The following is a 22,938-nucleotide window of genomic DNA, read 5'->3' on the forward strand; positions in this document are numbered from 1 at the left end:
GGTAAGTCAGGTGCTCAGTTGGCGTGGTTGCCGAGGGCGCGCTGTACGAGGTCGGCGACGTCCATCACGTCGATCAGGTCGGTGTCGGTGTCGGCGGCAGCGGGCGCCGCCGGTTCCGGTTCGGGCGCCGTCCCGGGGGCGGAGCCGTCCTCGGGGCCCACGAGGGTGAGCAGCGTGTCGAGAAGGCCGGCCTCCCGGAAGCGGGAGAACGGGACCTGGGCGAGTACGCGCCGCAGGTCGTCCTCCCGCCCGTCCAGGTCGTCGTCGCCCGTCTCCGTCAGCAGTTCGGAGCGCAGGAAACCGACGAGGGCGTCGGGGGTCGGATAGTCGAAGACGAGGGTCGCCGGCAGCCGCAGCCCGGTGGCCACGTGCAGGCTGTTGCGGAGGTTGACGGCGGCGAGCGAGTCGAAGCCGACCTCCTGGAAGGACTGGAGCGGGCCGATGCTCTCCGCGCTGCTGTGTCCGAGGACGGTCGCGGCCTGCCCGCAGACCAGCCGGAGCAGCAGACGGTTCTGTTCGGCCTCCGGGACGTCCTGGAGGGAGTCCACCAGGGACGAGGTGGTGTCGCTGTTCTCCGCGTCGGGCTGGGACGCGCGCAGGGCGGCGGCGGCCTCGGGGAGGTCGGCGAAGAGGGGGCTGACCCGTACGGAGGTGAACGCCGGGATGAACGCCTCCCAGTCCATGTCGACGACCGTCACGGCCTTCTCCCGTGCCTCCACGGCCTGTTCGAAGGCGGTCGTCGCGACCTGCGGGGCCATCGGCAGGACACCGCGGCGGCGCAGCTGGGCGAGGGTCGCCTCGTCCATGCCGGGGCCGGCCTCGTCGAGGGCTCCCCAGGCGATCGAGGTGGCCGCGAGGCCCCGGCCGCGGCGCCGTTCGACGAGGGCGTCCAGGACGGCGTTGGCCGCGCCGGAGACGCCTTGACCGCCACCGCCCCAGATCCCGGCGATCGAGGAGAAGACGACGAAGGCGTCGAGCGGGGTCCTCCCGAGGGTGTCGGTCCCGGTATCGCTGTCGCTGTCGCTGTCCGTGAACACTCGGTCGAGCCACAGGGCGGTGTCGACCTTGGCGGCGAACACCTCGGTGAGGTCGGCGAGGCCGGTGTCGGCCACGTTGCTGGTCCAGGCGGTGTCCGCGGCGTGCACGACGGCAGTGAGCGGCTCTTCCTCCGGGGTCTCGGTGATCAGGCGGGCGAGTGTCCCGCGGTCGGCGTCGGCGCAGGAGACGACGGCCGTATCGGCCCCCATGTCCGCGAGCTTGCCCACCAGGTCGGCGACGGCGTCGGCGGGCGCCTGAGCCGTGGTCGTGACGATGAGGCGGCGCACGCCCGACCGGGCGAGCCAGAGCGAGGCGTGGGTGCCGAGGGCCTCGGCGCCGCCGGTCACCAGGACGGTGCCGCGGGGCTGCCAGCCACCGTCGGCGGGTGTTTCGGGGGCGGGCTTGCGGGTGAGCCGGCGGCTGTAGACGCCGGGGCGGCGGACGGCGAGCTGGTCGTCCCCCGCAGCGCCGTTCAACGCGCCCACGAGGTACTGCGCGGTGCGGGCGTCGGCGGTCACCGGCAGGTCGATCAAGCCACCCCACCGGTCGGGGTGTTCGAGGGCCACGGCGCGGCCCAGACCCCAGAGGGCTGCTTCGCCGGGCTCGGTGACGGTGTCCTGGACACCGGTGTTCACCGCGCCCCGGGTCAGACACCACAGCGGCCCGTCGACGCCCGCGTCCCCGAGCGCCTGAACCAGCGCGAGGGTCCGGGCAGCGGCGGCGGTGGCGTCCTGCGTGCCATCGAGGGCGAGCAGGGAAAGGACCCCCGCAGGCTCGAACTCGGCCCGGACGCCGCTCAGATGCTCGGCGAGCCCGGTACGGGTGACGGCGGACGCGGCGATCTCCAGGGGTACGACGTCCAGTCCCTGGGCACCGAGCGCCGCGAGAAGCTCGGTCACCTGGGAGCCGTCCGCGGAGCCGGTCTCACCCGCTGCCGGGCCACCCGCGGGCAGGACGGCGAGCCAGCGGCCCGCGGGCACCCCGGACACCTCGCGCTCCAAGGGCCGCCAGGTGACGGCGTAGCGGAGGCGCTCGGCGCTGGACCGCTGCCGCCGCCTGCCGCGCCAGTCCGCCAGCACCGGCACGACGGTGCGCAGCGCGTCGCGGAGGCCGGCGGAGTCAGGGGCGAGCAGCCCGGCGAGCGTGTCGGCGTCGGTCCGCTCGACGGCGCTCCAGAAGTCAGCGTCGGTGTCCTCGCCCGAAGCGCCGCCGTCGTCGGCGCTCTCGGCCTCCTGTAGCCAGTAGTGACGTCGGTCGAAGGCGTACGTGGGCAGGTCCACGTGCCTCGTACCCGTGCCGGAGGTGTCGGCGCCGCCGGCCGGGAGGACACCGGTCCAGTCGACGGGCACGCCCCGTACGAACAGTTCGGCCATCGAGGTCAGCAACCGGCGCGGGCCGCCGTCCTCCCGGCGCAGCGTGCTGCCGACGACGGCGCGCAGCCTGACGTTGTCTTCCGCCTCGTCGACGATCTCGCTGACCGGCTGCACCAGGACGGGGTGGGCACTCGACTCCACGAACACCGTGTGCCCCTCGGCCAGGAGGTCGGCGATCGCGGGACCGAAGCGGACCTGACTGCGCAGGTTCCGATACCAGTAACCACCGTCCAGAACCCCGGCATCGCGGACCCACTCACCAGTCACCGTCGACAGGAACGGCACGAGAGGCGCCTGCGCACGAATGTCCGCGAAGGCCTCGCCCAACGTCTCCTCGATCGCCTCCACATGCCGGGAATGGGAGGCATAGTCCACCGCCACCCGACGCACCCGCACACCATCCGCCGCCAGGACACCGAGGGCCTCGTCGAGGGCCTCGGCGTCACCGGCGATCACCACCGACGCCGGACCGTTGACCGCCGCCAACTCCACCCGGCCCGCCCAGCGTTCCAGACGCTTGAGCGCGTCCTCCTCTGCCAGCGCCACCGAGGCCATGCCGCCACGGCCCGCGAGACTGCCGGCGATCACCTGGCTGCGCACCGCCACGATGCGGGCGGCGTCCTCCAACGACAGCGCACCCGACACACACGCGGCAGCGATCTCCCCCTGGGAGTGACCGACCACCGCATCCGGCACCACACCCACCGACGCCCACACCGCAGCCAGACCTACCATCACCGCGAAACTCGCCGGCTGCACCACATCAACCCGCTCAAGGAGTTCAGCCGGAGCCTCTCCCCGCAGCACATCCACGAGCGACCAGTCGACCCAACGCTCAAGCGCCGCCGCGCACTCGGCGATGCGCGACGCGAACACCGGGGAGGAATCCAGGAGTTCACGGCCCATGCCGACCCACTGCGAACCCTGCCCCGGGAACACCAACACCATCCGACCAGCAGCCACCGCACTGCCGACGACCACACCAGGCACGGACTCCCCCCGCGCCAGCGCACGCAACCCCGCCAACGCCTCCTCCCGCGAACCAGCCGCCACCACCGCCCGCTCACCAAGCACCGCCCGCCGCGAAGCGAGCGCTGTCGCGATCTCCGGCAGGGCCGTACTCTCCGCGAAGCCGACGAACGACCCGAGCCGCTCGGCCTGGCCCGCCAGTGAACCGGCGCTCTTCGCCGATACCACGAGGGGAACCACGAGCGGTTCGACGCCGTTCTCGGGCACCGGGGTCGCTGGGGCCTCGGCGGGCCCCGCGGGATCCTCGGGTGACTCCTCAAGGATCACGTGCGCGTTGGTGCCGCTCGCGCCGAAGGAGGACACGGCGGCCCGGCGCGGCCGGCCGGTGGCCGGCCACTCGCGTGCCGCCCTGAGCAGTTCGACCGCGCCGGCCGTCCAGTCCACCTGCGGTGTCGGCTCCTCGACATGCAGGGTGGGCGGCATCACGCCGTGCCGCAGCGCCTCGACCATCTTGATGACGCCGGAGACACCCGCCGCGGCCTGGGTGTGGCCGATGTTGGACTTCAGCGAGCCGAGCCACAGCGGGTGGTCGGCGGGCCGGTCCTGGCCGTAGGTGGCGAGCAGGGCCTGGACCTCGATCGGGTCGCCCAGGGAGGTGCCGGTGCCGTGGCCCTCGACGACGTCGATGTCCTTCGCCGACAGGCCCGCGTCGGCCAGGGCGCGCCTGATAACCCGCTGCTGCGAGGGCCCGTTGGGGGCGGTGAGACCGTTCGAGGCACCGTCCTGGTTGACCGCGCTGCCGCGCAGCACGGCCAGGATCCGGTGGCCGTTGCGGCGGGCCTCCGACAGCCGCTCCAGGACGACCACGCCCACGCCCTCGGCCCAGCCGGTGCCGTCGGCGGTCGAGGAGTACGCCTTGCACCGGCCGTCGGCGGAGAGGCCGCGCTGGCGGGCGAACTCCACGAAGGCGTCCGGGCTCGACATGACGGTCGCACCGCCTGCGAGAGCGAGCGAGCACTCGCCGCGCCGCAGTGACTGGGCCGCCAGGTGCATCGCCACGAGCGAGGAGGAGCAGGCCGTGTCGATGGTGACCGCCGGCCCCTCGAAGCCGAACACGTACGACACGCGCCCCGACGCCACACTCGACGAGGTGCCGGTCATCACGTAGCCCCGGACGTCCTCGGGGACCTGCCGCAGCCGGGTCACGTAGTCGTGGTGGACGATGCCGGTGAAGACGCCGATGTCACGGCCCCGGGTGGAGGCCGGGTCGATGCCGGCGCGCTCCAGCGCCTCCCACGAGGTCTCCAGGAGCAGCCGCTGCTGCGGGTCCATGGCCAGGGCCTCGCGCGGCGAGATCCCGAAGAGTCCGGCGTCGAACTGGGCGGCGTCGTGCAGGAATCCGCCGACGCGGGTGTAGGTGGTGCCGGGGTGCGTGGGGTCGGGGTGGTAGAGCTTGTCGACGTCCCAGTCGCGGTCCTGTGGGAAGGCGGAGAGCGCGTCGCGCTCCTCGACGACCAGTCGCCACAGTTCCTCGGGGGTGTCGACACCGCCGGGCAGGCGGGTGCTCGTGGCGATGATGGCGATCGGCTCGTCGGGTTCCCTGGGCACGGCCGGTACGGATCCGGCGGAACCGGCGCTCGCGGTGTCCTCGCCGAGCAGTTCGGTGCGCAGGTGTCCGGCGAGGGCGGCCGGGGTCGGGTAGTCGAAGACGAGGCTGCTGGGAAGGCTCATGCCGGTGAAGTCGTGCAACCGGTTGCGGAGTTTGACGGCGCTGAGGGAGTCGAAGCCGAGGTCCTTGAACGGCTGGTTCACGTCGAGGTCGTCGGCGCCGGTGTGACCGAGGACGACGGCGGCGCTCTCCTGTACGAGGTCCAGCAGGACACGCTGCTGTTCGGCGGCGCCGAGCACGGCGAGCCGGTGGGCCAGCGATCCGCTCTCGGCGGCCGGCCTGCCGACGACCCGCCGGACGAGCGGCCCGTCCTCCGTCGTCCGTGCCTCGTGGACGGCGGGGTTGGTGACGGATTCCGCGGTGGGGTCGCTGTCGGGGCGGCCCAGGGTGAGCGGGCCGAGCGCGGCGACCGGTTCGCCGGTGTGGTCGGCGAGTTCCACGAGGTGGCGTCCGCCCTCGACGGGCGTGACCCGCAGCCGCAGGGCGGTGGCGCCCTGCGCGTACACGGCCAGGTCGGCGCAGGCGGTGAGGTCGAGCCCGCTGTCGCCGGTACGGGCGGCCAGGAGGTGAAGGACCGTGTCGAGGAGTGCGGGGTGGAGTGTGAACCCCGCTGCCTCGTCGGCGAGTTCCGGAGGCAGGATGAGGTCGGCGGAGAGCAGGCCGTCCTGTTCCGTCAGGCCGGTTACGCCTGGTACGCCGTGGAGGTCGAGGAGGTCCGCCGGTGCGTTGGCTCCGGTGGCGGGCCAGGTGCGCAGGTCGAAGGAGGGCCTGGCCAGGCCGGGCCGGAGCAGGGCGCGGGCGTGGCGCGTCCAGGTGGCGTTCCCGTCGCCGGTCTGCCTGCTGTGGACGGTGACCGGGCGCAGTCCGTCCCGGCCCGGGGCGTCGACATGGACACGGAGCTGGAGATGGCCGTGTTCGGGCACGGCCAGCGGTGCGTCGACGGTGATCTGTTCGACGGCGCCGCTGCCCGCCTCGGTGCCGGCGTGGACCAGCAGGTCGAGGAGCACGGCGGCCGGAACGACCCCGGTGGCGCGATCGAGGAGCCGGCCGAAAGCGCGTCGGTCGGGCCGCCCGGTGAGCACCACGCGGGTGCCGCCGTCGCCGGGCGTGCCGTCGTGGTCGTCGTCGGGGATCTCAACGGCCGTACCGAGCAGCGGGTGGCCGGTGGAGCGGGCGCCGAGCGCTTCGGCGTCGATGGCTGTGGTCTCGGGTTCGGCCCAGTACCGCTGGTGCTGGAAGGCGTACGTGGGCAGGTCGGTGCCGATCGCGGCGGCCGGGGTGCCGAGGAGGGCGGGCCAGTCGATGTCCGTACCGCGGACGTGCAGTTCGGCGAGTGCTGTGAGGACGGCGGACTCCTCGGAGCCGTCCTCGCGCAGGGTGGCGAGGCAGCCGCGGTGGTCCGGGCCGAGCGTGCCGAGGGCGAGGGCGGTCAGGCCGCCGCCGGGGCCGATTTCCAGGAAGGTCCCCGCGCCCTGGTCGCGCAGCGCGGCGACCGCGTCGGCGAACCGTACGGCGTGGCGCACCTGGTCGACCCAGTACTCCGGGGTGGCGAAGCGGCCGTCCTCGGCGGGGGCACCGGTGAGCGTGGAGACGACCTTGACGGTGGCCGGCCGGGGACGCAGCCGGGCGACGACGGTACGGAACTCGTCGAGCATGGGTGCCATCAACGGCGAGTGGAAGGCATGGCTGACCGTCAGTCGCTTGGTCTTCCTGCCCTGGTGGGCCAGTCGCGCCGCGAGGGCCAGGACGGTGTCCTCGGCGCCGGAGAGCACGACGGCGTCGGGTCCGTTGACCGCGGCGACGGCGATCTCGCCCGTGGCCTCGGCCAGCAGTGGCACCACCTCGGCCTCGGCCGCCTGGACGGCGACCATCGCGCCGCCCTCGGGCAGGGCCTGCATCAACCGTCCGCGGGCGGCGACCAGTTCGCCCGCCTCCGCCAGGTCGAGGACTCCGGCGGCGTGGGCGGCGGAGATCTCGCCGACCGAGTGCCCGGCGACCAGGTCCGGCCGTACGCCCCAGGAGGCGAAGAGCCGGAACAGCGCGGTCTCCAGGGCGAAGAGACCGGCCTGCGTGTACAGGGTGCGGTCGAGCAGTGCGGCCTCGGTCGTGCCGGGTTCGGCGAACACCACCTCGTGCAGCGGGCGGGCCAGGTGCCCGTCCAGGTGGCGTTCGACGGCGTCGCACGCGGCGGTGAAGGCGTTGCGGAAGACCGGGTACCGCGCGGCGAGTTCGCGGCCCATGCCGGCCCACTGACTGCCCTGTCCGGTGAAGAGGAAGGCCAGTTTGCCCTCGGCGGGGCTGCCGGTGACGGTGCCGGCGGTGGGCGTGCCGTTCCCGAGCGCGCGCAGCGCGTCGGCGAGTTGTCCCCGGCCGGTGGTCAGCAGGACCGCCCGGTGGTCGAGCCGGGCACGGGTGGTGGCCAGCGCGTGCGCGGTGTCCGCGAGGGACAGTTCGGGCCGCGCGTCGACGAAGCGGGCGAGGCGACCGGCCTGGGCCCGCAGAGCCGCCGCGGACCGGGCCGACACAGGCACCGGCACCGGCTGGAGAGCGGGCGGTGACGGTACGAGGGCCCCGGCGGGTGCCGCGTCAACGGCGGGCGTCCGGTCCGAGTCGGCTGCCGAACCGATGCCTGCCACCTGGTTCGTGGCAGACGCCGGCGCGACGCCGGATCCCTGGTCCACGGCAGCCACCGAGTCGGCTCCGGGGGCCGGGGCGCCCGGAGACGTCTGGCCGGACGCCGCGGTGTCCTCCGCCGGTGCCTGCTGAATCACGACATGCGCGTTGGTGCCGCCGATGCCGAAGGACGAGACACCGGCCCGGCGCGGGTGCCCGCCCTCCGGCCACTGCCGGGCCTCGGCGAGCAGTTCCACCGCGCCCGCGGTCCAGTCCACATGGGTCGAGGGCCGGTCCACGTGCAGGGTGCGGGGCAGAACGCCGTACCGCATCGCCATGACCATCTTGATGACGCCCGCCACACCCGCCGCGGCCTGTGTGTGACCGATGTTGGACTTGACCGAGCCGAGCCACAGCGGGCGGTCGGCGGGCCGGTCCTGCCCGTACGTCGCGAGCAGGGCCTGCGCCTCGATCGGATCGCCGAGCACCGTACCCGTGCCATGCCCCTCGACCACGTCCACATCGGCCGCCGCCAGGCCGGCGTCGGCGAGCGCCCTGCGGATCACCCGCTGCTGTGAGAGCCCGTTCGGCGCCGTCAGACCGTTGGACGCACCGTCCTGGTTGACCGCGCTGCCGTTGACCACCGCGAGGACCTGGTGGCCCCGGCGGCGTGCGTCGGAGAGCCGCTCGACGAGGAGTACGCCGACGCCCTCCGACCAGCCGGTTCCGTCCGCCGCGTCGGCGAAGGCCTTGCACCGGCCGTCCTGGGAGAGTCCGCGCTGCCGGGAGAACTCGACGAAGGTCTCCAGGTTGCCCATGACCATCACACCGCCGGCGAGGGCCATGGAGCACTCGCCGCGCTGGAGCGCGCGGGCCGCCAGGTGCAGGGCGACGAGCGAGGACGAGCAGGCCGTGTCGACCGTGATGGCCGGGCCCTCGAAGCCGAACTGGTAGGCGATCCGGCCCGACAGGACGCTGCCGGAGCTGCCGGTGAGGCGGAAACCCTCGACGCCGGCCGCGTGATGCGTCCGTACGGTGTAGTCGTGGCTGTTGACGCCGACGAACACGCCGACGTCCTGGCCACCGAGCCCGGTCGGGTCGATCGCGGCGCGTTCGAACGCCTCCCAGGAGGTCTCCAGGAGCAGTCGCTGCTGCGGGTCCATCGCGAGCGCCTCGTTCGGGGAGATCCCGAAGAAGGCGGCGTCGAAGCCGGTCGCGTCGTCCAGGAACGCGCCGTGCCGTACGTAGGTCTTGCCTGCGCTGTCGGGGTCGGCGTCGTAGTGCCGGTCGATGTCCCAGCCGCGGTCGTCCGGGAACTCGCCGACGACGTCGGCACCTTCGGCGACCAGTCGCCACAGGTCCTCGGGGCTCTCCACACCGCCCGGGAAGCGGCAGGCCATCGCGACGATGGCGATCGGATCGTCACGGAGGGCGGCGACGGTGCCGGTGGCGCGCTCTCCGGCGTCCCGCTCCGGTCCGTCGCCCGTCGGCTCGTCGTCGCCGAAGAGCCGTACGCGCAGGTGGCCGGCGAGCGACACCGGCTTCGGGTAGTCGAAGACGATGGTGGAAGAGAGGGGCAGACCGGTCGCGGACGCGAGCTTGTTCCGCAGTTCGACGGCGGTCAGTGAGTCGAAACCGGCGTCCTTGAAGGCGCGGTCGGCCCGGACGGCGTCGGGCCCGGAGTGGCCGAGGACCTGGGCGGCGCTCCGGCGGACCAGGTCCACCAGTGCCTCGGTGCGCTCCCGTGTGCCCAGGCGGTCGAGCCGCTGCCGCAGGGAGCCGGTACCTGCCGCCTGCACGGCCCCGGCCGTCGGCCGCGGGGTGGGTACGAGGCCGCGCAGCAGGGGTACCACGGGAGTTCCGGCGCGGACGGACGCCCGCAGGGCGGGCAGGTCGAACCGGGCGGCCACGAGGGCGGCGGGGATCTCCTCGCCCGACCGCAGGGCCGTGTCGAGGAGCGCCATGCCCTCGGCGGCGGAGAGTCCGACCATGCCGAGACGCCGGGTGCGGTGCAGATCCGCGGAGCCGAGGTGCCGGGTCATGCCGCTGGCGTCGCTCCAGTAGCCCCAGGCCAGGGAGACACCGGGCAGACCGGACCGGCGGCGGTGCAGGGCGAGCGCGTCCAGGGAGGCGTTGGCGGCGGCGTAGTTGGCCTGGCCGGGGTTGCCGAGGACGCCGGCGGCGGAGGAGAAGAGGACGAACGCCGCGAGGTCCGCGTCCCGGGTCAGTTCGTGCAGGTGCAGTGCGGCGTCCAGTTTCGGCCGCAGGACGGTGTCGACCCGGTCCGGGGTCAGGGCGGTGACCACGCCGTCGTCGAGGACGCCGGCGGTGTGGACGACGCCGGTGAGCGGGTGTGCGTCCGGCACGGCGGCGAGGAGTGCCTCGACCGCGTCACGGTCGGCGGTGTCGCACGCGGCGACGGTGACGGTCACGCCGAGCGCGGTCAGTTCCTCGCACAGTGCCGCCGCTCCGTCGGCGTCCGGCCCGCTCCGGCTGGCCAGCAGCAGGTGCCGTACACCGTGATCGGTCGCCAGGTGCCGGGCGACAAGACCGCCGAGCATCCCGGTACCGCCGGTGACGAGCACGGTGCCGTCGGGGTCGAGTTCGCGCCGACGACCTTCGGGAACCGGCGTGCGCACCAGCCGAGGCACGGAGACCACGCCACCGCGCACACGGATCCGGTTCTCCCCGGCGGCCACGGCGAGCCCCACGGCCTTCACGGCCGCCCTGTCGTCGAAGGGCGCCATGCCGTCGCGGTACTGATCGCCATCGTGGTCGTGGTCGTGGTCGTGGTCGACAAGGACGATGCGGTCCGGGTGCTCGGATTGCGCCGACCGCAGCAGACCCGCCACGGCGGCCACGGCGAGTTCGTCCTCGGCGCCGCCGGGGATCATCACGACAAGGCGGGTGAGCGTCAGGGCGGGCGCCGCCAACCACGCCTGGAGAACGGCCAACGCGGCGGCGACCGCCGCACGCGGATCGGCGGACGCGCGCCCGTCCTCGTACAGCAGGAAGTCCGGTACCACCCCGCCGTCCGCCGCGAGGGCAGCGATGTCCTCCGCCCCGGCAACAGCCACTGCGGAGCCGACGTCCTCGGTCATCTCACCTGCGGACAGGGGCAGTTCGGCCCAGTCGACCTGGAACAGGGCATCATGCGCCGACGCGTCCGCGATCCCCGCCCGCTCGGGCGAGAACGGCTCGGCAACGACGGCGTCGGCGGTCAGCACCGGCGCGCCGGTGGCGTCGCGCAGCTCAAGCCGGGTCTCCCCGGCAGTGGTACGGGCTGAGTGCACCCGCACCGCGGCGGCACCGGAGGCCAGCAGGGTCACGCCGCTCCACCGGCTCACGACCATGCCTTCGGGGAGGGTCGTCCGGACCGCCGCGTCGAGCAGCGCCGGATGCAGGCCGTAACGGTCGGCGTCGCCGAACGCATCGTCGAGGGCGACATCCGTCGCGGAGCCGTCGTCGGGCAGCGCGTTGCCGGAAGCGGCCGGCGTGACCGCCCCGGGCGCCAGCGCACCGTACGCGTGACGAGTCCAGACGGCGTCCAGACCCGCGTCGTCCGGTCGGGAGTACACCCCGACCATTCGCCGCCCTTGGTCGTCGGCCTCCCCCACGGTCATCTGTACGGCCCTGCCACCGCGCAGCGGAAGTACGACGGGCCGGTCTACGACCAGGTCCTCGACCACGGGACTGCCGACCTCGTCGCCGAACCGGACGGCCAGCTCGACCAGCACGGCGCTCGGTACGACTACGACGTCACCGACAGCGTGATCACCCAGCCAGGGGTGGGCGGCCACCGACCACCGCGAGGTGGTCATGAACCCACCGGAGTCCGGCCGGCCGACGATCGCGCCAATGAGCGGGTGGTCGGCGGCGGCCTGGCCGAGGGAGGCGGCATCGGTCGCGGGGGCGGTCTGGAGCCAGTAGTGCTGGTGGTCGAAGGCATACGTCGGCAGGTCGAGGTGACCGGCTTCCGCACCGGCCGGGAGGACGCCGGTCCAGTCGACGGGCACGCCCCGCACGAACAGTTCGGCCATCGAGGTCAGCAGCCGGCGCAGACCGCCCTCGTCACGGCGCAGGGAGCCACTCACCACAGCATCGGCATCCGCCTGATCGACGATCTCGCTGACCGGCTGGACCAGGACGGGGTGGGCACTCGACTCCACGAACACCGTGTGCCCCTCGGCCAGGAGGTCGGCTATCGCGGGACCGAAGCGAACCCGACTGCGCAGGTTGCGGTACCAGTAGCCGCCGTCGAGAACACCCGCCTCGCGAACCCACTCACCGGTCACCGTCGACAGGAACGGCACGAGAGGCGCCTGCGCACGAATGTCCGCGAAGGCCTCGCCCAACGTCTCCTCGATCGCCTCCACATGCCGCGTGTGGGAGGCGTAGTCCACCGCCACCCGACGCACCCGCACACCATCCGCCGCCAGGACACCAAGGGCCTCGTCGAGGGCCTCGGCGTCACCGGCGATCACCACCGACGCCGGACCGTTGACCGCCGCCAACTCAACCCGGCCACCCCACCGCTCCAGCCGCCCGACGACCTCTTCCTCCGGAAGTGCCACCGAGGCCATGCCCCCACGGCCCGCCAGGCTCCCGGCGATGACCTGGCTGCGCACCGCCACGATGCGGGCGGCGTCCTCCAGCGACAACGCACCCGACACGCACGCGGCAGCGATCTCACCCTGCGAATGACCCACCACCGCATCAGGCACCACACCCACCGACGCCCACACCGCAGCCAAACCCACCATCACCGCGAAACTCGCCGGCTGCACCACATCAACCCGCTCCAGCAGTTCAGCCGGAACATCACCCCGCAGCACATCCACGAGAGACCAGTCGACCCAACGCCCCAGCACCGCGGCGCACTCGGCGATCCGCTCCGCGAACACCGGCGAGGAATCAAGGAGTTCACGACCCATACCGACCCACTGCGAACCCTGACCCGGGAACACCAACACCGTCCGACCAGTAGCCACCGCACTGCCGACGACCACACCTGGCACGGACTCCCCCCGCGCCAGCGCACGCAACCCCGCCAACGCCTCCCCACGCGAACCAGCTGCCACCACCGCCCGCTCGGACAGCACCGCCCGCCGCGTAACCAGCGCACTGGCCACCTGCGGCAGCGACTCCTCACCCGCCTCCACGAAGGACACGAGCCGCTCCGCCTGACCCACCAACGCACCGGCACTCTTGGCCGAGAGGACCAAAGGCACGATGCCGTCGGCCACCGGAGCGTCAACCGCCTCCGGCTCCCCGGCCGGGGCCTCTTCCAGCACCAGGTGCGCATTCGTCCCGCTGACGCCGAAGGACGACACCGCAGCCCGACGCGGCCGACCCGTGACAGGCCACTCCCGCGCCTCCGTCAACAGCTCGACCGCACCCGCCGACCAGTCCACCTGCGACGACGGAGCGTCGACATGCAGGGTGGGTGGCATCACGCCGTGCCGCAGCGCCTGCACCATCTTGATGACACCGGAAACACCCGCAGCCGCCTGCGTGTGACCGACGTTCGACTTCAACGAACCCAGCCACAACGGCCGTTCTACAGGCCGGTCCTGACCATAAGTTGCCAGCAAAGCCTGCGCCTCGATCGGATCACCCAGCACCGTGCCCGTGCCATGACCCTCGACCACATCCACATCAACCGCCGACAGACCCGCGACCGCCAACGCCTTGCGGATCACCCGCTGTTGCGACAGACCGTTGGGCGCGGTCAGGCCGTTCGAGGCGCCGTCCTGGTTGACCGCCGAACCCCGCACCACCGCCAGCACCCGGTGCCCGCGCTCCCGCGCCCGCGAAAGCCGCTCCAGGACCACCACACCAGCGCCCTCGGCCCAGCCCGTACCGTCCGCGGCATCCGCGTACGACTTGCAGCGGCCGTCCGAGGACAGTGCGCGTTGGCGCGAGAACTCCACGAAGGTGTCCGGGGTCGCCATCACCGTCGCGCCGCCCGCCAGCGCCAGCGAGCACTCGCCCTGGCGCAGCGACTGGGCCGCCAGGTGGATGGCGACGAGGGACGAGGAGCAGGCCGTGTCGACGCTCACCGCGGGGCCCTCGAAGCCGAACACGTACGCCACGCGCCCCGACGCCACGCTCGACGCGGTGCCCGTGGCGACGAAGCCTTCGAGCTCGGCCGGAGCCGCGCCCGTCGGCCCGTAGCCCTGGCCCATGAGGCCGGAGAACACCCCGACATCACGGCCCTTCAGCGTCCCCGGATCGATTCCGGCGCGCTCCAGCGCCTCCCACGACGTCTCCAGCAACAGCCGCTGCTGGGGGTCCATCGCGAGGGCCTCACGCGGTGAGATCCCGAAGAAGCCGGCGTCGAACTCCCCCGCCCCGTCCAGGAATCCGCCCTGGTCGGCGTAGGACGTGCCTGTCTTGTCCGGGTCGGCGTCGAACAGCCTCTCCAGGTCCCAGCCGCGGTCGGTCGGGAACGCGGACATCGCGTCGCGCCCCTCCGCCACCAGTCGCCACAGGTCCTCCGGGCTTCCCACACCGCCCGGCAGACGGACGGCCATGCCCACGATCGCGATGGGCTCCGCGAGGTCGGCAGTCCCGTCCGGGGCCTCGTCGGGTGCCGCCTGCCCGGCGGTGTCGTGCAGTCCCAGGATCCTGCCGCGCAGGTGTGCGGCGAGGGCCTCGGGGGTCGGGTGGTCGAAGGTCACGGTGGTCGGCAGGCGCAGTCCGGTCCGTTCGGTCAGGCGGTCGCGCAGCTCGACAACGGCGAGGGAGCCGAGGCCGAGGTCGCGGAAGGACCGGTCTGCCGGGATCGGCTCGGTGCTCGCGGGGGTACGGACGGCGGCAGTCAGCTCGCGGACCAGCCCGTCGAGCAGGGTGAGTTGGGCCCGCTCGTCCAGGTCGGCCAGGCGCGTGCGCAGGGCGGCGGTGATCGTCTCGTCGGCCTGGGCCGCGACGCGGGGCTCCTGTTCGATCAGGGTGTCGAGGAGTCTCCGCACCCGGCCGCCCGGGTCGATGGTGGTCGGCCGGAGCGCCAGCAGGGCCGGGGATCCGGATGTGATCAGTACGTCGAAGGCGCCGGGCCCCTCGTCCGGCCGGCCGAGCGCCAGCGACGAGCCGGGCAGTCCGCGGCGTCGGCGGCTGCGGACGACGGCCTCGGTGAGGGCGGCGGCGACCACCGCCGGGGCGTGGCTCTCGGACTCCGCACCCAGCAGTGCGGCGGCGTCGGTCACCACGACGAACGCGGCGGGTTCGTCGGCGGCGGTCAAGTCGTCGAGTGCCTGGGCGAGTTCGGGGTCGGAGGCGGTGTGCACGACCGCGGTCACCGGACCGAGTCCGGCCAGCGCCGCGCGCAGTTGCTGCGGATCCGAGCCGTCGGCCACGACGCGGGCGATCTCCGCGCCACTCGTCGCCGAGTCGTCCTGGCTCCGCCCGTCGTCGGTGTCCGCTGCTCGGACGAGTACCAGGCGCCGTGCTCCGTGCGCGGTGACCAGGTGACGGGCGAGGGCCGCACCGGTTTCGGTGTCGGCGCCGGTGACGACCACGGTGCCGTCGAGCCCCGGCACCGCGGAGCCCGGCCCGTCGACGACGGGGACTCGGAGGAGCGCGGGCCGCAGCAGCCGCCCGTCCCGTACCACGAGTTGAGGCAGGTCCGAGGCGACGGCGGCGATCAGCGCCGCGGCACACTCGGACTCCGGTGTACGGGTGTCGAGGTCGACGATCGTCAGCGGCGTGCCGCCACTCCCGGTGGCCTGTACGACCCGCGCGGCCGCCCACAGCTCGGCCTCGGAGCGATCCGGCGTTCCGTCCCGGTCGGTGACGCCCACCGCGCCCCGGGTGAGGACGACGAGCCGCGACCCGGTCCCCTCGCCCCAGCCCGCGAGACGGTCCCCGTCCGTGTCCGCTTCCGCGAGCACCGTCACTTCGGGGGCCGAGTCACCGGCGGCACGTGTCATCGAGAGGTCGGTGTAGTGCTGTACCTGGGCGGCGCCGGCCTGTTGAAGGCCGGCCACAATGCCATCGGCGACGGCGGTCCGGCCCACTACTGCCCACCGGAGGTGTCGCGGGGCGTCGGAAGCGACCGCCACCTCGCTCCAGTCCGTCCGCAGGAGTCCCTCGTGGTGGCCGTCTGCGGCGTACCGCAGCCGGGCCGGCAGGTCGGCGAGGAGACGGCGCACGATCTTCCCCGAGGGGGTCCTGGGGATGGTCCGGGTCTCGTGGATCCGCTCGGGAAGCTTGTAGACGGAGAGTACGGCGCGGCAGTGGGCGAGCAGCCGGGCGAGGTCGATGCCGTCCGGACCGGGGACCACCCAGGCGACGGGTACCTCGCCGAGGGTGTCGTGGGGCATGCCCGCGACTCCGGCGTCGGCCACGCCCTCGGCCCCGCGCAGGGCGGCCTCGATCTCGTCGGGATGGATGTTCTCGCCACCGCGGATCACGAGATCCTTGAGGCGGCCACAGATGGTGAAGTAACCGGCCTCGTCGCGCCGGGCCAGGTCGCCGGTGTGGAACCAGCCGTCCTGCACCGCTTCGGCGGTGGCCTCGGGGCTGTTGTGATAGCCGACCATGACGTTCGGCCCGCTGACCCAGACCTCGCCCTCCTGCCCGACGGGTACATCGTGCCCGGTGCGGGGGTCGACGATCCGGACGCCGACACCGGGCACGGGCAGGCCGCAGGAGCCGTCGACCACGTCGCCGTCGGGCGGGTTGATGGTGATGGCGCCGCAGGTCTCGGTACTGCCGTAGGCGTCGACGAGGGGGACGCCGAAGCTCTCCTCGAAGGAGTGACGCAGTCCGGGGCCGGTGACGGCTCCGCCGACGAGGCCGATGCGCAGGTCGGGCAGGGAGAGGCCGGTGCGCCGGGCGGTGGTGACGAGGTGGTGGTAGGTGGTGGGGACGCCGGCCAGGAAGGTGGACCGGTGCTCGCGCAGCGCGGTCAGGATGTCGTCGGCCGAACTGCCGTCCATGATCCGGGCGGTGGCGCCGGCGACGGTGACGGACAGGACGCAGGCGATGTGGGACAGGCTGTGGAAGAGCGGCAGCGGCCACAGGACGCGGTCGTGCTCCGAGAGCCCGGGCACGGGGATGTAGCAGGAGGCCACGGAGTAGAGGCAGTTGCGCTGGGTGGAGAGGACGCCCTTGGGACGGCCGGTGGTGCCCGAGGTGTAGAACATCCAGGCCACCTCGTCGAGACCGAGGTCGTCCGGGGCCTGGGTGACGGGTTCGGTGACGGCGAGTTCCTCGTACGCCGCGGCGCCCGGCACCGGGGTGTGCCCGGCGCCGAAGGCACCGGCCACGACGACGGACACCTCACGTGTCTCACGGGGAATCAATCGCAGAAACGTCTCGGCATGGGCGGTGCCGGTAAAGGCGAACACCACGCCACTGTCGGCCAGGAGGTATGCCGTCTCGGCCGGGGATGCCTGCGGGTTGATCGGTACGCCGATGCCGCCGGCCCGTACCACTGCGAGGTAACTCTCCACCATGGCAACCGAGTTGCCGAGGCACAGGGCCACCCGGTCGCCGCGCCGCACACCGAGGCCGGCCAGGTGACCGGCGAGCCTCCGTGTCCGGGCGTCGAGTTCTCCGTAGGTGACCGCGTGCCGGTCGTCCTCGAAAGCGATCTTGTCCGGGAACCGGACTGCGTTCTCCCGGAGGATGACCGGGAGCGGGGTGATCAGGTCAGGACGCACCTTGCCGCGAACTCCTTCCGGAGATCAGGGGTGGGCAACTGTTGGTCCGGGAACGACGCGCGGGTGTGAGTCGGCCCGATCGTGTGATGACCGGCTTGCGGGCTTGCGTTGTCCTGGTCCGGCTGGACGGATGTGAACGAGGCGATCCGGGACACCGGACGCGGTGGCGACCCACGGTGCCTCTGCTCCATCGGCCTGGTGGTTCGGGGGCTCCCCCTCACCATCGGCCGTATGCACAGGGCCAGTTCGTGAGGGACTCCGCCCGCCGGAGCGCACCCTGGACAGGATCCGTCGCCGCCCTGGGTGCGACAGCGGACGACCGCGGGCACTGTCGCACCCTTGAGACAGTGAGGAATCACCCAGGACGGTTCGGGACGTGCCGGAGAACGGACTCGCTCCCCCGCACTGCCCGGGAGCGGATTACCAGGAGACGGGCAGACTCTTCACCGAGAACACGGACCCCTTTGTCCGCAGCGGAATCTCGTCGGCCGGCACAGCCAGCCGAAGGTCGGGGAAGGCTTCCAGGAGGGAGCGGAAGCCGATGCGCAGCACGAGGCGGGCCAGGTTCTGGCCCACGCACTGGTGGACGCCGTAGCCGAAGGCGACGTGCCCTGCGGTGTCACGGTCGAGGTCGAGGTCGGCGGGACAGCCGAACTTCGCGGGGTCGCGGTTGGCCGCCGGCAGAGAGACGGTGACCGTCTCGCCCTTCGTGACGAACTCGCCGCCCAGCTCCACGTCCTCCAGGGCGGTGCGGAAGGTCTCGTACTGGTTGACGGTGACGTAGCGGAGGATCTCCTCCACCGCGTCGTCGATCTTCGACAGGTCGCCGCGCAGGGCGGCCAGTTGGTCGGTGTGGTGCAGCAGGGCGAAGGTGCCCGTGGCGAGCGCGCCTTCGGTGGTCTCGTACCCCGCGAAGAGCAACAGGGTGGTGATGTTGCCGAGTTCCTCGTCGGACAGCTCACCGGTCGCGATGAGGCGGCTGACGATGTCGTCGCCGGGTGTGGCCTTCTTGCGGGCGATGGTCTCGTGGACGAACTCGCCCACCTGCTGGAACACGGCCATCGCGGCCTGCGGGTCACCGAACGGGTCGTTCATCACGGCCGGTGCGTCGGCGAAGCGGTGCCGTTCGCTGTAGTCGAGGCCGATCAGCGGGGCGAGCACTTTGAGGACCAGTGGCCTGGCGAAGACCTCCAGGAAGTCGCCGGTGCCGCCCTGGGCCCGCATCTCCGCGATCTGCTCGGCGGCCACCGCCTCGACGACCGGGGCGAGCCGACTGACGCCGCGCACGGTGAACTCCTTGGTCAGGAGCTTACGGAAGCGGGTCTGATCCGGCGGGTCCATGTGGATGAACATGCCCGGCATGGCCGGGAACTGCGGTACCGGGCCGCCGTACTTGGTGACCGGGAAGTGTCCGATCTCCAGGCTGTGGCTGAATCTGGGGTCGCCCAGGACCTGCCGTGCCAACTCGTGGCTGGTGGCGATCCAGCCGACATGGCCGTCGGGGTAGGTCATCCGGGCGAGCGGGCGTTCCTTCCGCAGCTCGTCGAAGAGCGCGGGCGGGTCGAACTTGTCTGTGCGGGCCCAGGCGTCCTCGTACGAGATCGCTTCACTCATGAAGCCTCTTCTCCGATCCGTGCATCCGTATGGCTTCCGGCCATGCCTGCGCGCACGGAAAAGGGCGTCCGCACGCGCAGGGCATCTTCTGAACGTCTCGCCTCGTGCTGCACGCGGCTGCCGCTCCCATGCGGCGGCCCGCCGGCCCCGCCAAAGAGGAGTGGAGGGGACGGCAAGCCGGAGCGGACTCCTACCGGGTCCGCGGGCGCGCAGGAATCAGGCGGACAACTTCTTGAGGGTCTCGTGGGCGGTCGCCAGGGACTTCTCTCCCAGCGGCTTGAGCGCCGCCATGGCCGGCACGATCGCGGCGAGGGTCAACTCGGCGTGCACGAAGGTGAGATCGTCCGCGAGGCCGATCGAGCTGAGCACGGCCCGCAGGTACGCCTCCTGGTAGTCCCAGCCTTCGCGGGGAGTGCCCGGCGCGTAGGAGCCGCCACGCGCGGTGACCACGATGACGGACTTGCCGCTGAGCACACCGGACTCGGCCCCCGGGGGAACCATGTGGGCCGGGCTGACCAGCAGGTCGATCCAGGCCTTGATGCTCGACGGGATCGTGTAGTTGTACATCGGTACGCCGAGCACGATCGTGTCGGCGGCACGCACCTCAGCCGTCACCGCGTCGACGAGCGCCTGCTCGTCGGCCGTCTGACCGTGGTCGCGGCTGGGGTCGAGAACGAACTCGCGCACCGCGTGGGTGATGTGCGGGATGGGCTGCGTGCCCAGGTCGCGGTAAACGTAGTCGGCATCGGGGTGGTTCTGCCGCCACTGGGTCGCGAAGTACGAGGTCAGCTGGCGCGAGGTGGAACCCTCAGTACGGATGCTCGCATCGATGTGAAGAAGAGAAGACACAGAAGACCTCTAAATTTTCCTGGGTAGTTCGTAAGGACGGCAGACGGTTCGCGAAAGCGCAGATCCGACTTCGCCGAGTCTAGACAAGGCCGCCTTCGCGGGGCATCCCCCAGTCTGGTAGCTCCCGACCAGGGAACGGTGTTCCAGCGGGGGACGTCATGGGGGTCTCGACGCCTTTCGCGCCGATATCGGCGACCGTGCTGCTATGTAAAAATTTGGAAAGGAAACGTCTCGGCCATTCTCGACCGAATTCCAGTCATCGCCGATCGGGCGCACGTCGGATACAGGTCAACTCCGGGACCTCCATATCCGGCCACGGAAAGGGCGGCCACTGGGTCCCAGCGGTCCTGAGCCGACGCTCCGCGTGTGATGATCTTCAGGTGGAGCGAATTGAGGGTGGGCAGCGAGGCGGTCGACGGACGACGCGCCGATCGGGTTGTCGGCGGCGGGGGCCTCGGAGGAACCGTGCGAGCCGGGGCAGCTCAGGCCGGGGGCCGCGGGGAGCAGGCGCGCTCGCCGCCGTCACAGTCGACGACCTGGCGCACGATGCCGTCACGACCGCAGCACAGCACGTGGCCAGGTCGCGGGCCGGCCGAGCGGTGCGCGGTGGCCACGGAGCCGCCGGGTCGCCTTCCGAGTGCCGGCCGATGAGGGAGCGGACCCCTCAGTCGCCGCTCCAAGTCCGCTGCCCCTTGGGCGCGTTGGTCCCGAAGGTCACCGCGATCAAGGATGCCGAACCGGTGCCCACCAGCTTCCCACCCCATCCTGGACAGCGCCAAAATCTCCAGCCGCGCGACCTGCTCTCCCGAGTTCATCGCCCAGCCCCTGCGCTTCCCCATGGCCGAACTCCGGCCACCCCGGTCCGCAGCCGTCCCACGCACACCGCACCGTGCAGCGCTTCCACCCCGGCCCACGGACCCACGGTTCGACCGGCTCCGTGACCCGCCGCGCCAGTCGCGTCATCGGCCCGCAGTAATCGGCACCAGGTCCGATTCAACCCGTGATCATGGCATCATGACTGTCTCGACACCTTTCACGGCGATATCGGCCGCCGGGGGCCACGCTAAAGAGGAAAAGGGGGCCTCTCGGCCATTCTCAGCCGGATTCTGGTCATCATCGAACGGCCGTGCGGTACAGACGGGTCCAGTCCGCATCCCAGATATCCCGTCGCCGAAAGGGTGGCCACCCGTGACCGGCCACAGCTCGGCTTCGCGCGTCGGCAGCGCCGCCCACCTCAGCTTTTCGACTCATTCACCTGGACTGAATCCCGTATTCCGTTTCCTCGGGCATTCGGGAATAGCCGAACGACACGCCAGCCTGCATCTGCTTGACAGAATTCCATGCCTGATCGCAACCTGAGACGCACCTTGAGCACCCCTAAGCCGTACGTCTGCCACATGGTTCAACGTTCAACCCGGGAAGACAACGAGCGATCGACCGCGCTCAGCGAACAGTGGGCCACCGCCAGGCATCACTGGTCCCGATTCGGAGGCAAGAGTGTCCCTTCAGGCATCCGTGGTTACCGGCCCCCTCCTTGACAGATCAAGCGAAGTGGGTCGCTTAGTCTCCGCTTCGGTGCAGTCCTGGAACAACGGCCAATTGGGCAAGAGCATGAGCCTCGCCTCAATGGCCACAGCAATGGAGGCGACCGAAGCGGGGGCAGGCAGTTCACCGAGCGCGAGAATCTGGTATGCAACCCTGGTGACACGCGCCCGAGGTCTAGCGTCTGCCAGGAGGATACTCACTGAAGATCAGTCAGCTGTCCATAGTTTCGACGAAGTTAACGGACAGCCGGATAAATTGATGTGCGAGGCGGAAACCGCACTCGCCAGGGGGGACCTGGACTCCGCCACGGCAGCGGCCGAGGCGGGCCTGCGCCTGGCGCAGCAGACCGGACACCGTCGATCGGTGCCGATCGGAAATCTCGTGATGGCCGTCAGCGCGACGCGGCGGCTGGATCCGAACGTCGGCCTCCTCTACGCGAACCGCCTGCGGGACAACGCCCTGTTCGGCCACTCGGTCCTGATGGCAGGGCAGTGCGCCTGGGCTGTCGCACAGGCCCTGGAAGCCCGGGACGGTACGGCGAGCATCGCCGGCCTACTCGTCGACCTCGTACATGACAGGGCGATGACCCAGGAGTTGCTCGTGTCGCAACCCGCCGCGGCGGCGTGGCTGGTCCGGGCCGCCCAGCAGTTGGGTGACGAGTCCATCGCCGCCCGCATCGTCTCGCTGGCCGGCGAACTGGGCGCCCGCAACCGGACGTTCCGCACGATCCAGGCCTCCGCCGCCCACGCCAAGGGCCTCCACGAGAGGAACGCCGCGGCTCTGGACAGGGCTTCCGCCCTCCACCTGGACACATGGGCGCGGGCCTCGGCCCTGGAGGACGCGAGCGCCGTACGGTTCACCCGCCGCTCCGAACACGACCAGGCGGCCGAACTCCTCAAGAGAGCGGCAGACGGGTACAGGACGGTCGGCGCACGGCGTGATGTCCTGCGCGTGGCCAGCAAACTCCGTGAGCTGGAGGTCAACGGCGGCCGGACTCCCCTCAGGTCCGGACGCTTCCGGCGGACAGGAAGCCAGTTGACCGACACCGAGTACGCGGTCGCCGACCTGGTCAGCCAGGGTCTCACCAACGGGCGGGTCGCCCGCCAGCTGTTCATCTCGCCCCACACGGTGGCCTTCCACCTCAAGAAGATCTTCCGCAAACTGGACGTGTCCTCCCGCGTCGAGCTCGCCAGCACCTGGACCCGTCTCCCTGAGGAACACGCGACGGCTCCCGGTCACGTTGTCGGCTACGCGGGTGCCTGACCTTCCCAGGCCGCAGCGCCGCGGCCTGCTTGGGCCAGGTCTTCAGGACCAGTCGGCCGGTTCGTCCTGGTCTTCAGCAACGGAAGGGGCTGCGGCGTGAGCCGGTGGTGCCCTGCCGAACCGGAGGACAACGTTATCGTCGGCCAGGCACCGAGGTCGGGACTCCGAGGGTGACGCACAGGGCGCCCGGTGGCCGGCACAGCAGCCCGGCCACCGGGCGCCGTCCCTGACCGCGACCGGCACTACAAGCCCTGGTGCGGGGCCGACCGTTCGACGGCCGCCCCGTGCCATGGGCCGAGCCCCACCAACAGGCAATGACCACGCGGATCGTCGACAT

Annotated in this window: 4 protein-coding genes; 1 reads left to right on the plus strand and 3 read right to left on the minus strand. The window is 71.8% G+C overall.

The window, feature by feature from the left end; genetic code table 11:
* Positions 1–14 precede the first annotated feature (14 nt).
* The 3 genes from OG407_RS01290 to OG407_RS01300 all read right to left on the minus strand — a co-directional run bounded on the left by OG407_RS01290 (position 15) and on the right by OG407_RS01300 (position 19,793).
* Entirely contained in the window at positions 15–17,330 is a 17,316-nt protein-coding gene (locus tag OG407_RS01290) for a type I polyketide synthase (RefSeq protein WP_405854128.1), read from the minus strand.
* Between the two features lie 420 nt (positions 17,331–17,750).
* Entirely contained in the window at positions 17,751–18,944 is a 1,194-nt protein-coding gene (locus OG407_RS01295; RefSeq protein ID WP_405854131.1) for a cytochrome P450, read from the minus strand.
* 216 nt (positions 18,945–19,160) lie between these two features.
* Positions 19,161–19,793 carry an FMN-dependent NADH-azoreductase gene (locus OG407_RS01300; RefSeq protein WP_403605950.1) on the minus strand — a complete coding sequence of 211 codons (633 nt, stop codon included), beginning with the start codon at positions 19,791–19,793 and terminating at the stop codon, positions 19,161–19,163.
* 1,803 nt (positions 19,794–21,596) lie between these two features.
* On the opposite strand from OG407_RS01300, the gene OG407_RS01305 reads away from it, so the two are divergent.
* Positions 21,597–22,601, plus strand: a complete 1,005-nt coding sequence (locus tag OG407_RS01305) for a response regulator transcription factor (RefSeq protein ID WP_405854133.1) — start codon at positions 21,597–21,599, stop codon at positions 22,599–22,601.
* The last annotated feature ends 337 nt before the right edge of the window (positions 22,602–22,938 follow it).

The sequence above is a fragment of the Streptomyces sp. NBC_01515 genome (assembly GCF_045040345.1).
Classification (GTDB): Bacteria; Actinomycetota; Actinomycetes; order Streptomycetales; family Streptomycetaceae; genus Streptomyces.

Excerpts from the sequence above, each read along its gene's own strand:
- OG407_RS01305 (WP_405854133.1), top strand. The coding sequence starts at position 21,597 with ATGTGCGAGGCGGAAACCGCACTCGCCAGGGGGGACCTGGACTCCGCC.
- OG407_RS01295 (WP_405854131.1), bottom strand. The coding sequence starts at position 18,944 with ATGAGTGAAGCGATCTCGTACGAGGACGCCTGGGCCCGCACAGACAAG.